Here is a 13,951-nt window from a genome sequence, read left to right as displayed (position 1 = left end):
GCGGTAAGCGTGATCACACGACGCCCGGAACTCGCTGGGTGTCGGCTTTTGTCGGTGATCGCCGGTACCGTTGTGGGACGAACACGGGAGGAGGGTGCCGACATGCAGCACGGTCATCCCGGCAGCCAGCCCGATGAGGGCGGCGAGCTGAACAAAAGCAACAACCCTGGTGAGCTGACTGCGCAGATCCGGTTCCTCGAGGACGAGATCGCGTTGCTGCGCCGCAAGTTGACGGAATCCCCACGACACGTCCGGTTGCTGGAGCAGCGGTTGGCCGAGGCGACGGAGCGCGTCAGCCAACTCACCGAGCGCAACACGAAGCTCATCGACACCCTTCGAGAAGCGCGCAGCCAGCTGCTCGCGCTGCGCGAGGAAGTGGACCGCCTCGCGCAACCGCCCAGCGGTTACGGCGTCTTCCTGGCCAGGTTCGAGGACGGCACGGTGGACGTGTTCACCTCCGGCCGTCGCATGAGGGTCTCCGTATCACCGGCGGTCGAGACGTCGTCGCTGGTCCTGGGCCAGTCGGTGCGCCTGAACGAGGCGTTGACCGTGGTCGAGGGCGGCGACTTCGAGCGCATCGGCGAGGTCTGCACGCTGCGCGAGGTGCTGCTGTCCGAGACCGCCGACAGCTCCATCGGCCGGGCCCTGGTCGTGGGCCACGCCGACGAGGAGCGGGTGGTCTGGCTGGCCCAGCCGCTGATGGACTCGCCGCTCAAGGCGGGCGACTCGCTGCTGGTCGACTCGAAGGCGGGCTTCGCCTACGAGCGGGTGCCGAAGGCCGAGGTCGAGGACCTGGTGCTGGAGGAGGTGCCCGACGTCAAGTACGAGGACATCGGCGGCCTGTTCCGGCAGATCGAGCAGATCCGCGACGCCGTGGAGCTGCCGTTCCTGCACGCCGACCTGTTCCGCGAGTACAAGCTGCGCCCGCCCAAGGGCGTGCTGCTGTACGGCCCTCCCGGCTGCGGCAAGACGCTCATCGCGAAAGCGGTGGCGAACTCCCTGGCCAAGCAGGTCCACGCCGCCCGCGGCGAGGACCACCGCGAGGCCAAGAGCTACTTCCTCAACATCAAGGGCCCCGAGCTGCTCAACAAGTTCGTGGGCGAGACCGAGCGGCACATCCGGCTGATCTTCCAGCGGGCCAGGGAGAAGGCCTCCGAGGGCACCCCGGTGATCGTGTTCTTCGACGAGATGGACTCGATCTTCCGCACCCGCGGCAGCGGCGTGTCCTCCGACGTCGAGACCACGATCGTGCCCCAGCTCCTCAGCGAGATCGACGGCGTCGAGGGCCTGGAGAACGTGATCGTGATCGGCGCCTCCAACCGCGAGGACATGATCGACCCGGCGATCCTGCGGCCGGGCCGGCTCGACGTGAAGATCAAGATCGAGCGTCCGGACGCCGAAGGCGCGAAGGACATCTTCAACAAGTACCTCACGCCCGACCTGCCGATCCACGCCGACGACCTGGCCGAGTTCGGCGGCGACCCGGTGGCCTGCATCGACGGCATGGTGCAGCACACGGTCGAGCGGATGTACGAGGAGTCCGAGGAGAACCGGTTCCTGGAGGTCACCTACGCCAACGGTGACAAGGAGGTCCTGTACTTCCGGGACTTCAACTCGGGCGCCATGATCCAGAACATCGTGGACCGCGCGAAGAAGGCGGCCATCAAGAGCCTGCTGGACACCAAGCAGCCGGGCTTGTCGGTGCGCCACCTGCTGGACGCGATCGTGGACGAGTTCGCCGAGAACGAGGACCTGCCCAACACGACCAACCCGGACGACTGGGCCAGGATCTCGGGCAAGAAGGGCGAGCGGATCGTCTACATCCGCACGCTCGTGACCGGCAAGAACCAGGAGTCGGGTCGGGCCATCGACACGGCGACGAACACCGGTCAGTACCTGTAGCACCCGCAGCTCCACCGTCGGAACCCGCCTGGAGGACCCGTCCGGCCACCGCGCCGGACGGGTCCTCCGCGTTCGGGGGTCTCAGCGCGGTCGTGGGTCAGGCGCAGACGCCCTCGTCCCGGCCGTTGCCCAGGGCCCGGACCTCGGCTCACCGCCGGCGATCCGGCATAGCCGGTCGTGCCGCTGCCGATGGCGGACATCTCGTGGCGCACAGCACCGCCACCAGCCCGGTCGCCCCTGAGCTCCCGCGCCAGCTCCCGCGCCGCTGTCCGGCGCCTCGACCGCGGCGAGGATCCGCCGGCCCTCGACGTCCCCCCACCTGCATCGGGCCCGGAGTCGGGTGAGTCGAGCTGGACGACCAGCGTGTCGTCCGGACCGGATCCGACCACGGGCCCCACCTCGCGCGGGACGGGCAGAGCCGGTGCGGCGGCGGAGGACCGCGATCGGTGCCGGTCGTCAGGAGCGGGCGGTGACCAGGCCGGACTCGTAGGCGGCGATCACCAGCTGTGCCCGGTCGCGGGCCTGGAGCTTGTGCAGCAGTCGACCGATGTGGGTCTTCACCGTGCCGACCGACAGGTGCAGCTCCTGCATGATCTCGGCGTTGGAGTACCCGCGCGCGATCAGCAGCAGCACCTCCTGCTCACGTTCCGTGATCACGTCGAGGCGGACGGCACGCGGCGGAGGTGTTCGGGAGAACTCGGCCACCAACCGGCGTGTCACGGAGGGTGACAGCAGGGCGTCGCCGGCGGCCACCACGCGGATCGCGGCCAGCAGGTCGGCCGGGGGAGTGTCCTTCAGCAGGAACCCGCTCGCGCCGGCCCGCAGCGCCGAGTACACGTACTCGTCCAGGTCGAACGTGGTCAGGATCAACACGCGGGCGGCGGAGAACGAGCTGATCCGACGGGTGGCGGCGATACCGTCGACGCCTGGCATCCGCACGTCCATCAGCACCACGTCCGGCGACGTCGACCGCACGACGGAGACCGCCTCGGCGCCGTCACCGGCCTCGCCGACCACCCGCAGGTCGGGCGCCGAGTCCACGAGGACCTGGAAGCTGCCGCGCAGCAGCGCCTGGTCGTCCACGATCACCACGTCGATCACGACAGCGGCACCTCGGCGCGCACCGCGAAGCCCCCACCGGCCAGCGGGCCGGCGGAGAACGTCCCGCCGTAGACCGCCACCCGTTCCCGCATCCCGATCAACCCGTGCCCCCCGCCGCCACCGGCCAACACCCGTTCACCGGGTCCGTCGTCGACCACCCGGACCTCCACCGCATCGTCCCCGACGGCGATCGACACCTCGCAGGCGGCCGGCGCCGCGTGCTTGACCACGTTCGTCACCGACTCCTGCACGATGCGGTACACGGTGAGCCCCAGCCCGTCGGGCAGCGAGCCGGACACCGACAGCGACACGTCCACGCCGGCCATCGACGCCCGCGACACCAGTTCGGGCAAGTCCCCCATACCGGGCATGGGTGCCAGGTCGGCCTCCGCGTTCTCGGACCGCAGCACGCCCAGCAGCCGCCGCATCTCGACCAGGGTGCCGCGGGACGTCGTCTCGATGACCCGCAACGCCTCCTGGGCCAGCTCGGGCCGCGTCGGCGCGACGTGGGCGGCGACGCCTGCCTTGACCGTGATCAGGCTCAGGCTGTGCGCGACCACGTCGTGCAGCTCGCGGGCGATCCGCATGCGCTCCTCGGCGACGGCCTTGGACGACGCCTCCGCGGCCTCGCGGGCCTCGTAGGACCGGCGGATCCGCGTGGTGCGCCCCAACGCCCACGCTGCGCACACGACCAGCGTGAGGAACACGCACAGCCCGAGGGACTCCGGCCACGGCTCGCTGGCGAGCACCGCGACCCACGCCGTGCCGAGCGCGGTGGCCAGCGCGCCCACGGCCACCCGCTGCGAGCAGGCCGAAGCCACCATGTAGATGGCGAACGCCGTCGCGCTGTAGGGCTCCAGCGTGATGTGGGTGATCGTGGCGACGTTCTGCGCGGCCAGGACGAGCCCCAGCGTGAGCAGGGGGCGTTTGCGGCGCAGCGCCAACGGCGCCCCGACCAGCACGGCCACCGGGTACCCCAGCCACGCCGGCACGTCGTTCATCCGGGCGAAGTCCAGGTACACCATGACCAGCACGACGGCGGTGGCCACGTCCAGCGCGTACAGGTAGGCGGTCGGCAGCATCCGCAGGACTCGCGACATCACGATCGGCACGGTAATCGGCCGGGCCGCGCGTGGCGTCGGACCACGGTCCGACCTGAAATCGCAGACCCCGGTCCGATTCGCCCCAAGCCCCACCCCGGCAAGCTCCAACCCATGATCGAAGTAAGGCAACTGACCAAGCGCTACCGGGCCACCCGGGCCGTGGACGGCCTCTCGTTCGAGGTGAAGCCCGGCTACGTCGCGGGCTTCCTCGGGCCCAACGGCGCGGGCAAGTCCACCACCATGAGGGCGATCCTCGGCCTGGACCGGCCGACCAGCGGCGAGGCGCTCGTCGAGGGCCGCCGGTACGCCGACCTCCGCCGTCCCATGCACCACGTCGGCGCGCTGATCGACGCGGGCGCGGTGCACGGCGGTCGGTCGGCCTACGACCACCTCCGCGTGCTGGCGCGCAGCAACGGCATCAAGGACACGCGGGTCGTGGCGACCTTGGAGCAGGTGGGTCTGGCGGGTGTGGCGAAGAGACGGGTGGGATCGCTGTCGCTGGGCATGAAGCAACGCCTCGGCGTGGCGGCGGCCCTGCTCGGCGATCCCGCCGTGCTGCTGTTCGACGAGCCGGTGAACGGCCTCGACCCGGAGGGCATCCGGTGGATCCGCCACCTCATGCGCGGCCTGGCCCGTGAGGGCCGCACGGTGCTGGTGTCGAGCCACCTGATGAGCGAGATGGCCCTGACCGCCGACCGGGTGATCGTGATCGGCCGGGGCAAGCTGATCCTGGAGGCGTCCATGCAGGACCTGCAGGAGAAGTTCCGGACGGACGTCCTCGTCCGCTCGCCCACGCCGGACACCCTGGTGTCCGTCCTGACCGCCGCGGGCGCTACCACCCGGTCCGAGGACGGCGCGCTGCTCGTGCAGGGCCTCGACGCCCCCGACATCGCCGACCTGGCCGCCCTGAACGACATCCGCGTCCACGAACTGACCCCGCGCAGTGCGTCGCTGGAGGAGGCCTACCTGGAGTTGACCGAGGACAGCGTGGAGTACCGCACCAAGGAGACCTCCCGATGACCGACCTGGCCGCCGTCACCGATGTTCGCCTGCACGAGCTGACGCCGCACGGTGCGTCGCTGAGGGACGCCTACCTGGGGTTGACCGAGCAGCATGGAGTACCGCACCAGGGAGACCGTCCGATGACTGATCCGGCCGCCCTGAACGGCGCTGGCGTCCACGAGTTGACGCCGCGCGGTGCGTCCGCTGGGGGCCTTTCTGGGGTTGACCGAGGACAGCATGGAGTACCGCACCAAGGAGACCGCCCGATGACTGATCTGGCCGCCTTGAACGGCGCTGGCGTGCGTGGGTTGATGTCGTGCGGTGCGTGGCTGGGGGAGGCCTTCCTGGGGTTGAGCGAGGGCAGCGTAGTGCCGCACCAGGGAGATCGTCCGATGACCGATCTGGCCGCCCTGAACGGCGCTGGCGTCCACAAGATGACGCCGCGCAGTGCGTCGCTGGGGGACGCCTATTTGGAGTTGACCGAGGACAGCGTGGAGTACCGCACCAAGGAGACCGCCCGATGACCGACCTGCTGAACTCGGAGTGGCTGAAGCTCCGCTCCGTCCGCTCGACCACCTACATCCTGCTGGCCATCACGGCGGCCCTGCTCGGCGGCGTGCTGGTGTCGTTCCTGATGACGGCCGACTGGGACACCTCGCCACCGGACCTGCAGCAGAAGTTCGGCTCGGCGGACCCGGGCATGCTGGTCGTGCCGTTCACCCAGTTCTGCCTCGGCGTGCTGGGCGCCATGGCGATCACCTCGGAGTACGGCACCGGCATGATCCGCACCGCGCTGGTCTCCGTGCCCCAGCGCAAGGCCTACCTCCTGGCCAAGACACTGGTGGTGGCCGGCGCGTCCCTGGCCATCGCCCTGGTGGCCTCCCTGCTGGCCTACCAGGCGGGCGAGTGGATCACCGGCGACCGCCCGCACCCGATCTCGGCCTACGACTCGTTCGCCGACGCCCTGCCGGGGCTGCTGGCGAACACCGCATCGATGGTCCTGCTGGGCCTGGTGGGGATGGGCCTGGGCTTCCTGCTCCGCTCCACGGCCGGCGCCCTGGTCTCGCTCTGCGCCCTGCTGTTCGTCCTACCGACCCTGACCCTCGTACTACCGCAACCGTGGAACGAACGCGCGTACTCCGTCATGCTGCCCGTGCTCGCCCCCCAACTGTCGGGCGACATCACCGACCCCCTGCTGTCCCCGCTGGGCGCCGGCCTGACGATGGTCGCCTACCTGATCGCAGCGGTGGGCGCCGGCACCATCGCCCTGCTCCGCCGTGACGCCTAGTACTGCAACGGCACTTGCTTGTTCGGTAGTGGATCATGTTCGTCGTGGTGGTCGATGTCGCTGTGGCGGAGTTGGTTCGGGTGCACGCGCGGATCGGTGGCCGGTTCGCCAGGTCGGAGCCCGGTCGCGGGCTCGGGAGTATCTGCTCGGGTTGACCGCCGGGTTGGAGCGCGAGAACGGCTGGACGCTGGCCGAGCGGGCCGGGGAGGTGTCGCCGGACGGGATGCGGCGGTTGTTGCGTCGGGCGGACCGGGACGTCGACGGCGTGCGGGACGACCTGTGTGACTACGTCGTGGAGCACCTCGGCGCGAAGGACGGGTGCTGATCGTGGACGACACCGGGTCCCTGAAGAAGGGCACCCGATCGGCCGGGGTGCAGCGGCAGTACTCGGGCACCGCCGGACGCACGGAGAACTGCCAGGTCGGGGTGTCCCTGGCCTACGCCTCCGACCGCGGCCACGCGTTGATCGACCGGGAGCTGTACCTGCCGGAGTCCTGGACCGCGGACCGGGAGCGGTGTCGGACGGCCGACGTGTCCGACGAGGTCGGGTTCGCGACCAAGCCCCGTCAGGCGATGGCGATGATCGAACGGGCGTTGGCCGTCGGGGTGCCGTTCGGGTGGTGACCGCCGACGAGGCCTACGGGCAGGCCAAGTACCTGCGGTTCTGGCTGGAGCAGCACGACGTGGCGTACGTGGTGGCGACCTGGGTCGACGACACGCTGGTCACCACCGACTTCCGCCGGGTCCGTGCCGACGACCTCGTCGCCGGGCTGCCGACGCGGGCCTGGCGCCGGTTGTCGGTGGGCGCCGGGCGCATGGCCCGCGCGACTACGGCTGGGCGAGGGTGCCGCTGCGCATCCTGTGGGAACCGGGCCGCGGACACTGGCTGCTCGCCCGCCGCTCGATCACCGACCCGACCGACATCGCCTATTACGTCTGCTACGGACCGCGCCGCTCGACCCTGCTGGACCTGGCCCGGATCGCCGGAGCCCGCCGGCGCATCGAGGAATGCTTCCAACAGGCCAAGAACGAGGCCGGACTCGACCACTGCCAGGCCCGTTCCTGGCGGGCCTGGTATGCCCACATCACCCTGTCCATGCTCGCCCACGCCTGGCTCGCCGTCACGCGATCCCTAGTGGCAAAAGGGGGAACCAGCGCCGGTCGCACGAACATGATCGGCTTCACGTTACCCGGGATCCGACGCCTGCTGATCGGCCTGGTCCTACGCCCTGCAACCAGCGCCGAGCACGTCTGGTCCTGGTCGTGTTGGCGCCGACGACGCCAACACGACCAGGACCGCCTCAGCCACTACAAACGACGCGGCCACCCACTCACATAAGTGCCGTTGCAGTACTAGTAGCAGATGTACCTATTGCACTCCCTCGTCCAACCCTGCGCGATCGCCACCCCGCCGCTGTACACGGTTCCCTTCGCGATGAACGTGACACGGGAACTGGGCGCGAGGATCTGCGGAGTCACGCACCATGTCTGGCCCGGAGCCACGTGGCCGTTCCCGCCGGGGCTGTCGCAGTTCCACTGGCCGGCAGGTGCCCCGTCGAGGTAGCGGTACAGCCAGGCGTTCGCGGTCCGCCCGGCCGGAAGGGGACCGTAGTTGATGTACATGGCGAAGTAGGAATCGTCGTTGCGGCACAGCTGCACCGCGCCCAGCTCGGACCCCGAGGTGGTCGTGACGTAGTCCGCGCTGACAACCGTGTGGCCGTTGCAGTTCGCGACCTGCGCGGTTGCCCTGGCCATCGCCGGTGCCGCCGCAAGCGGGCCGAGCACCGAAGCGACTGCCACGGCGAGTGTGAGCGCACGTACTCCGCGAATGCCGATCATGAGTTTTTCCTCTCGGTGTGGCTCTTGTCGGTCCGAATCGTGGAGGTTCGGTCGTGTGAATCGCTTGCAGGTTTTCTGCACGGCCGTGCACGAGCTGCTGTTTCAGGGTCGCTGAACCGATCCCGCACTGTTGGCGAGCAGCCTGGTGACCTGAAGCCGACGCCCTCGAACGCAAATTGCGAACCCGGTGATCTTCGGCGGCAGGTCACGCGACGTGGTGCGAGCCGCCGTGGGGCTGACGTTTCGGTCCGTTCGTGGTAGTCACTCATGGGGTTCTGGGTGGCGGGTGCGTGAACCGCTATGCCTGTCGTGCCGGGGGAGGCCGCGATCGGGGGGTGGCTGTGCGGGCTGTGGTGCTGCGTCTGCTGGGAGAGGTGGGCGCCGAGGTCGGTGGGCGTCCGGTGGACTTGGGGACGCCGAGGCAGCGGTGCGTGCTGGCGGCATTGGCGGTCGACGCGGGCCGCGTGGTGCTGGTGGACCGGCTGGTGGAGCGCGTCTGGGGGTCTGATGTGGCGCCGCGGGCGCGGGCGACGCTGCACGGCTACATCTCGCGGTTGCGGCGCGCGTTGGCTTGCGCGGACGGCGTGTCCATCGTGCGCCGGTCGGGCGGCTACGCCTTGATCACCGACGCTCCCGAGCCGGTTGTGGACCTGCACCGATTCCGCGACCTGCGCACCCGTGCACGCGACGATGGCGCCCCTGTGGCACCGATGTTGACCGAAGCGTTGGCGCTGTGGCGGGGGGAGGCGCTGACCGGTGTGGACGGCGAGTGGGCGCGGGCCGAACGCGAGCGGCTCGGGCAGGACCGGCTGGCCGCGCAACACGACCTGACCGACGCCTTGCTGCGCACCGGAGCAGACGGGGAACTGGTGGCATTGCTGGCCGCGCGGACCGCGCAGCACCCGTTGGACGAGCGGGTCGCGGCCCAGTACGTGCTGGCCCTGCACCGGGCCGGACGCACCTACGACGCTTTGGAACACTACCTACAGGTCCGCACGCGGTTGATCGGAGAATTGGGCATTGAACCCGGCGCCGCCCTCCAGGGCGCCCACCGACAGGTACTGACAGCCGACGTCGCCCCCGCCGCAACGCCCTCGGGTACGACACCTGGACCGGTAGCGTCCCGCCAGTTGCACGCCGCTCCCACGTCGTTCGTCGGCCGCCATGACCAGCTACGCCGCCTGGACGAACTCCTGGACGCCGTGAGGCCGAGCGGCACGATGGTGATCTCGGCCATCACGGGGGCGGGCGGCTTCGGCAAGACCTGGCTGGCCCTGCGGTGGGCGCACCGCCACCTCGACCGGTTCACCGATGGTCAACTCTTCGTGGACCTGCACGGCTTCGGCCCGCGCGGCGCGCCGACCGCGCCGGATGAGGCGCTGCGGGGTTTCCTCGCCGCCCTGGGCGTCGAGCCATCGTCGGTCCCTCCCGACATGCAAGCCCGATCCGCCCTGTTCCGCAGCCTGACCGCGAACAAGCGCATGCTCGTGGTGCTGGACAACGCCGCCGACACCGACCACGTGGTCCCGCTTCTGCCCGGAGGCGAGGGGTGCGCGGTCGTCGTGACCAGCCGCAACCGGCTGGCCGGCCTGGTCACCGGCCATGGTGCCCATCGACTGTCCCTGGACGCGCTGTCCGACGGCGAGGCGCGCGACCTGCTGGCCGCCCGGCTCGGCGCGGCCAGCCTCGACGCCCAAGGCGGGGCGGTCGACGAGCTGATCGGCCTGTGCGGCGGGGTTCCGCTGGCCTTGAGCGTGGTCGCCGCCCGCTCGGAGGTGCAGCTGTCCGTCGCGGTCGCCGAGCTGCGGGAGTCGGGGCCGGCCGCGCTGGACGACGACCCGTCGGCCAGCATCCCGGCCGTGCTGTCCTGGTCGCTCCGCGCCCTCACCTCGGAGCAGGCCACCGCGTTCGCGCTGCTGGCCATCGCACCTGGTCCGGACATCGACCTGCCCGCCGCCGCTAACCTGACCGGCCTGCCACCCGCCGCCGCCCGATCGGTGCTGCGGGCACTGACACAGGCGTCGCTGCTCGACCGCGACACGCGCGGCCGGTACCGGATGCACGACCTGGTCCGCGCCTGGGCCACCGACACCGCACGGGAACTGCGCGAGGACGTGCGGGACGCGGCGATGCGCCGCGTGATCGACTTCTACACCCACACCGCCCACACCGCGGACGTGCTGCTGGACGTGCACCGCAGGCCCGTCGGGCCGGCTCCTTCCGCCCCGGGCGCGCACACCCATCCGCTGCCCGACGCCGCGTCGGCAACGGCCTGGTTCGACTCCGAACGCGCCTGCCTTCTCGCCGCCCAGCGCGCCGCGATCCTCCTGCATCACCACCACGCCGTGTGGTGGTTGGCCCTGTCCTCGGAGACTTTCCACCACCGACGCGGCCACCGCCACGATCGCCTCACCATGTGGCGGGCCGCCGCACATGCCGCCGCACACCTGCCCAACCCCGTCGCCCGCATCCTCGCCCACCGACAGCTGGGCCGCGTCTGCGCTGATGTCGGACTGCACGAGGAGGCGACCGAGTACCTGCTTCACGCCATCAACCGCGCCGAAGAACATCACAATCCCTACGAGCAGGCCCATGCCCACCAGACGTTCGCCAGGATCCTGGGGCGATGCCACCCCCGCCAGGCCCTGCACCACGCCACCCGGGCACTGCACCTCTTCCTCGGCCTCGACGTCCCGCTGTGCCAAGCCCACGCATACAACGCGGTGGGCTGGTACACCGCGCAACTGGGCGACCACGACACCGCCCGCAGCCACTTCCGCACCGCCCTCGCCCTGCACCGACAGCACCACAACCCCACCGGGGAAGCGAACACCCTCGACAGCCTGGGCTACGTCGAGCACAACACCGGCAACCACCACCTGGCCATCCGCCACTACCGACAAGCCCTCACCCTGCGCCGCAGCCTCGACAACACCTACGACTCCGCCAGCACCCTCGAACACCTCGGCCCACCCCACACAGCCCTTGGCCAACACGACCAAGCCCGCAGCGCGTGGCGGGAAGCGCTCGAGCTGTACCGCCACCAGGGACGCGACCAGGACGTCGAACGACTACAACGGCAGCTCTCGGAAATACACTCGACATCACCCCAGCTTCGAGCCCGGCGCTGAGTGGCGATCGCCACGAGACGCAGTGGCTCGGTCGCGTGGAGAACGAGGACCGACTGCTCACCCAACTCGCCGGCCTCGCCACACAGGCACGCCGCCACTGAGCACAGACACCGCGCGACGGAGCCGACCACGTCGGCTTCTACGCCGCCGTCGGAGGTCGAACAGGGCCGGCCACGTCCGTCGCGCACTCCGGCGGCACGGCCGGACCGATCACACCCCCTGGACCCGGCAGGCCCCGCGCGCCCGTCGCATCACCTGCACCCGTCCCGAACGCGGTGATCAGATCGCCTACCGCGCGAGCCTCGGTTCACGCGGTAGGCGGCCACCGGCCTTCGACGCCGAACGCCACCCTCTACCTCGCCGCCATCGTCCTCCGGGCTGCGGGGATGAATTACCGACAGCTGGGCCGCATGGGTGATCCTCTCGACACCGAGTGTGAGATCCGAACGGTGGCCAATACACTGAGCGGTCGTTTGATGCCGGCCCATCCATGGAGAGTGACATGGCGAAATCGGCTTTAGGCTTTATTTTAGCTTTGGCGCTGAGCCTCATATGGACCGTGCCCGCTTCAGGAGCGACTTATGAGGTCGACTACGTGGTCGCCGGAACCCCCGGCGCCGGCGCCACCTGCTTCGGAGGCTCGAACGGAGCTCAGGTCTGCTACAACCCCACCGGGGATCGCATATGGGTGCACGACACCGCGTCGGATGGCGCGTCCGCGGTCGCCCAGTGGCAGAACTACCTCGATGGCGACAACACGATTCACCGCCACGGGGAGTGTCGGAATTCGCTGGGCGCCGGCTCACAGGGGGCTTGCAACAAGAACTTCCAGGAGGGCACCCGGCTCTACATCAGGGCTTGCCGGATCAACTTCAGCACCGGGAGCGGGAGTTGCGACGGGTTCGTCCTGTTCAGGGCGTAATTTCGCTTACTCCATCCCAGAGCGGACAGGGCCCCATTCAAGCGCGGCATGTACGCGTTGGTCGACTGGAACCAGCCCTCACCCGGCGACCGACCCCGACGGTCTGACTCTGGTCGGCCCGGGAAACCGGGCCACGGTCGGCCTGTCTGAACGACCGCGACCCGCGGGAGGTGGTGGTCACCCGGTCAACGCGTCGAACCCGGCACTTCCCCGACGGACCACCGGTCGGGCGCGGTGTTCGAGCCGGGACGTGCGCGGGCAACGCGTTCGCCGGGACGGATGTGCTGGAGCCGGCCGGTACATGGGTGTGCGACTGCACCCGCACTGCGGACGACGTCCCGACCGGTCGACCGTGATCACGACGACCGGCGGCACGGGAGACCGCCGGTTACCGTGTCGGGCGTGTCCGACTTCGCCCTTGGCCTGGCCGCCCTCGGCCGGCCCGCGTACATCAACCTCGGCCGTGAGCACGCTCTGCCCGAACACCGCGATGTGGACGCCATGCGCGCGCAGTGCCACGCGGTGCTGGACGCGGCGTACGCGGCAGGTGTGCGTCGGGTGGACGCGGCCCGTTCCTACGGTCGGGCGGAGGAGTTCCTGGCACAGTGGCTCACCGAGCGGGGCCACCAGGACGTGCAGGTGTCCAGCAAGTGGGGTTACGCCTACGTCGCCGACTGGCGGCGCGACGCGGCCACGCACGAGGTGAAGGAGCACTCGCTCGACCGGTTCACCCGGCAGTGGCGGGAAACCGAGGCGCTGCTCGGGCCGCACGTCGGCCTCTACGACGTGCACTCGCTGACGTCGGACAGCCCGCTGTTCGGCGACCCGGACCTGCTCCTCGCCCTGGGCGAGCTGCGGGATTCGGGCGTCCGCCTCGGTTTCTCCACCTCCGGCCCACGCCAGGGTGAGACGGTGCGGCGCGCGTTGGAGCTCACGGTCGAGGGACGGCGCCTGTTCGAGAGCGTCCAGTCCACCTGGAACGTCCTGGAAACCTCGGTGGGGCCCGCGCTGGCGTTCGCCAAGGAGTCCGGCGCGGAGGTGTTCGTCAAGGAGGGCTTGGCCAACGGCAGGCTCGCGGTCGACCCCCCGTCACGGGTGCGCGACCTGGCCGACCGGCACGGTGTCGGCCCGGACGCCATCGCGCTGGCCGCCGTGCGTGCCCAACCGTGGGCCGACGTGGTGCTCTCCGGCGCGGCGAGCCCGCAACAACTGCACGCCAACCTCAAGGCACGCGACGTCGACCTGGCCCCCGACGAGCTCGCGGACTGCGCCGAGCCCGCCGAGCGGTACTGGGCTACTCGGGCGTCCCTGGCTTGGGGATGAGCTTGACCCGGCCCGAGTCGAGGTCGACCGGCCCGCGCGGCGGCGCACCCGACTCCTCGTCCTCGCCCAGCATCCGCGTCACCTGGCGCTGTCGCAGCTCGATGTGCTTGCCGCCCTGGAACACGGTGGTGAACTCCTCGAACGCGGTCGCGGACACGACCGGCCGACCCTTGCGCCGACGCGCCCACCCCAGCAGACGCTCCGCGGTCGCGAGGCCGACCAGCAGCACGGCCAGGCCGGGGATCGACATCGCGAACACCATGCCCATGTGATCCCCCTCCTCCGGATGGCCGGCCACCCTGCTGAACGTGGGCGACCGCACGAATGGTTCCGGACCGGC

Annotated in this window: 11 protein-coding genes and 1 pseudogene; 8 read left to right on the top strand and 4 right to left on the bottom strand. The window is 70.2% G+C overall.

The window, feature by feature from the left end:
• Window positions 1–102: 102 nt before the first annotated feature.
• Window positions 103–1,902, top strand: coding sequence for a proteasome ATPase (arc, locus tag ACYVLT_RS05400; RefSeq protein ID WP_360447676.1), 1,800 nt, complete (start codon window positions 103–105; stop codon window positions 1,900–1,902).
• Window positions 1,903–2,358: 456 nt separating this feature from the next.
• Here the strand turns inward: arc and ACYVLT_RS05395 are convergent, their stop codons facing one another.
• A complete protein-coding gene (locus ACYVLT_RS05395) occupies window positions 2,359–3,003 on the bottom strand; it encodes a response regulator (protein WP_461118975.1) in 645 nt (214 codons plus the stop codon).
• Entirely contained in the window at window positions 3,000–4,103 is a 1,104-nt protein-coding gene (locus tag ACYVLT_RS05390; protein ID WP_461119245.1) for a sensor histidine kinase, read from the bottom strand. The genes ACYVLT_RS05395 and ACYVLT_RS05390 overlap by 4 nt, the downstream gene beginning before the upstream one ends.
• Window positions 4,104–4,217: 114 nt before the next feature.
• On the opposite strand from ACYVLT_RS05390, the gene ACYVLT_RS05385 reads away from it, so the two are divergent.
• The 4 genes and pseudogenes from ACYVLT_RS05385 to ACYVLT_RS05370 all read left to right on the top strand — a co-directional run.
• Window positions 4,218–5,126: an ABC transporter ATP-binding protein gene (locus tag ACYVLT_RS05385; protein WP_461118974.1), complete on the top strand. Its 909-nt coding sequence runs from the start codon at window positions 4,218–4,220 to the stop codon at window positions 5,124–5,126.
• Window positions 5,123–5,632, top strand: a complete 510-nt coding sequence (locus ACYVLT_RS05380) for a hypothetical protein (RefSeq protein ID WP_461118973.1) — start codon at window positions 5,123–5,125, stop codon at window positions 5,630–5,632. Before ACYVLT_RS05385 ends, ACYVLT_RS05380 begins: the two co-directional genes overlap by 4 nt.
• Window positions 5,629–6,396, top strand: coding sequence for an ABC transporter permease (locus tag ACYVLT_RS05375; protein WP_461118972.1), 768 nt, complete (start codon window positions 5,629–5,631; stop codon window positions 6,394–6,396). Before ACYVLT_RS05380 ends, ACYVLT_RS05375 begins: the two co-directional genes overlap by 4 nt.
• 44 nt (window positions 6,397–6,440) lie before the next feature.
• Window positions 6,441–7,543 (top strand): annotated as a pseudogene (locus ACYVLT_RS05370) (IS701 family transposase); the annotation flags it as partial.
• 206 nt (window positions 7,544–7,749) lie between these two features.
• On the opposite strand, the gene ACYVLT_RS05365 reads toward ACYVLT_RS05370, so the two are convergent.
• The gene (locus tag ACYVLT_RS05365) at window positions 7,750–8,235 is read right to left on the bottom strand and encodes a hypothetical protein (RefSeq protein ID WP_461118971.1); all 486 of its coding nucleotides are present in this window, start codon (window positions 8,233–8,235) and stop codon (window positions 7,750–7,752) included.
• A 335-nt stretch (window positions 8,236–8,570) separates the two neighbouring features.
• Between ACYVLT_RS05365 and ACYVLT_RS05360 the strand changes: the two genes are divergently transcribed.
• The 3 genes from ACYVLT_RS05360 to ACYVLT_RS05350 all read left to right on the top strand — a co-directional run bounded on the left by ACYVLT_RS05360 (window position 8,571) and on the right by ACYVLT_RS05350 (window position 13,611).
• Window positions 8,571–11,366 carry an AfsR/SARP family transcriptional regulator gene (locus ACYVLT_RS05360; protein ID WP_461118970.1) on the top strand — a complete coding sequence of 932 codons (2,796 nt, stop codon included), beginning with the start codon at window positions 8,571–8,573 and terminating at the stop codon, window positions 11,364–11,366.
• A gap of 502 nt (window positions 11,367–11,868) precedes the next feature.
• A complete protein-coding gene (locus tag ACYVLT_RS05355; RefSeq protein WP_461118969.1) occupies window positions 11,869–12,288 on the top strand; it encodes a hypothetical protein in 420 nt (139 codons plus the stop codon).
• Between the two features lie 402 nt (window positions 12,289–12,690).
• Complete coding sequence (locus ACYVLT_RS05350) at window positions 12,691–13,611, top strand: aldo/keto reductase (protein ID WP_461118968.1); 921 nt, start codon at window positions 12,691–12,693, stop codon at window positions 13,609–13,611.
• On the opposite strand, the gene ACYVLT_RS05345 is transcribed toward ACYVLT_RS05350, so the two are convergent.
• Entirely contained in the window at window positions 13,583–13,879 is a 297-nt protein-coding gene (locus ACYVLT_RS05345) for a DUF6191 domain-containing protein (protein WP_461118967.1), read from the bottom strand. The genes ACYVLT_RS05350 and ACYVLT_RS05345 overlap by 29 nt on opposite strands.
• Window positions 13,880–13,951: the final 72 nt, after the last annotated feature.

The sequence above is a fragment of the Saccharothrix stipae genome, assembly GCF_054781895.1.
Note: the sequence above shows the minus strand (reverse complement) of the source record. Positions and strands in the feature narration are given on the sequence as shown.

What these genes read in the sequence shown, in the direction of transcription:
- arc (WP_360447676.1), top strand. Translation starts at nt 103, where the DNA reads ATGCAGCACGGTCATCCCGGCAGCCAGCCCGATGAGGGCGGCGAGCTG.
- ACYVLT_RS05390 (WP_461119245.1), bottom strand. Translation starts at nt 4,103, where the DNA reads ATGTCGCGAGTCCTGCGGATGCTGCCGACCGCCTACCTGTACGCGCTG.
- ACYVLT_RS05385 (WP_461118974.1), top strand. Translation starts at nt 4,218, where the DNA reads ATGATCGAAGTAAGGCAACTGACCAAGCGCTACCGGGCCACCCGGGCC.
- ACYVLT_RS05380 (WP_461118973.1), top strand. Translation starts at nt 5,123, where the DNA reads ATGACCGACCTGGCCGCCGTCACCGATGTTCGCCTGCACGAGCTGACG.
- ACYVLT_RS05375 (WP_461118972.1), top strand. Translation starts at nt 5,629, where the DNA reads ATGACCGACCTGCTGAACTCGGAGTGGCTGAAGCTCCGCTCCGTCCGC.
- ACYVLT_RS05365 (WP_461118971.1), bottom strand. Translation starts at nt 8,235, where the DNA reads ATGATCGGCATTCGCGGAGTACGTGCGCTCACACTCGCCGTGGCAGTC.
- ACYVLT_RS05355 (WP_461118969.1), top strand. Translation starts at nt 11,869, where the DNA reads ATGGCGAAATCGGCTTTAGGCTTTATTTTAGCTTTGGCGCTGAGCCTC.
- ACYVLT_RS05345 (WP_461118967.1), bottom strand. Translation starts at nt 13,879, where the DNA reads ATGGGCATGGTGTTCGCGATGTCGATCCCCGGCCTGGCCGTGCTGCTG.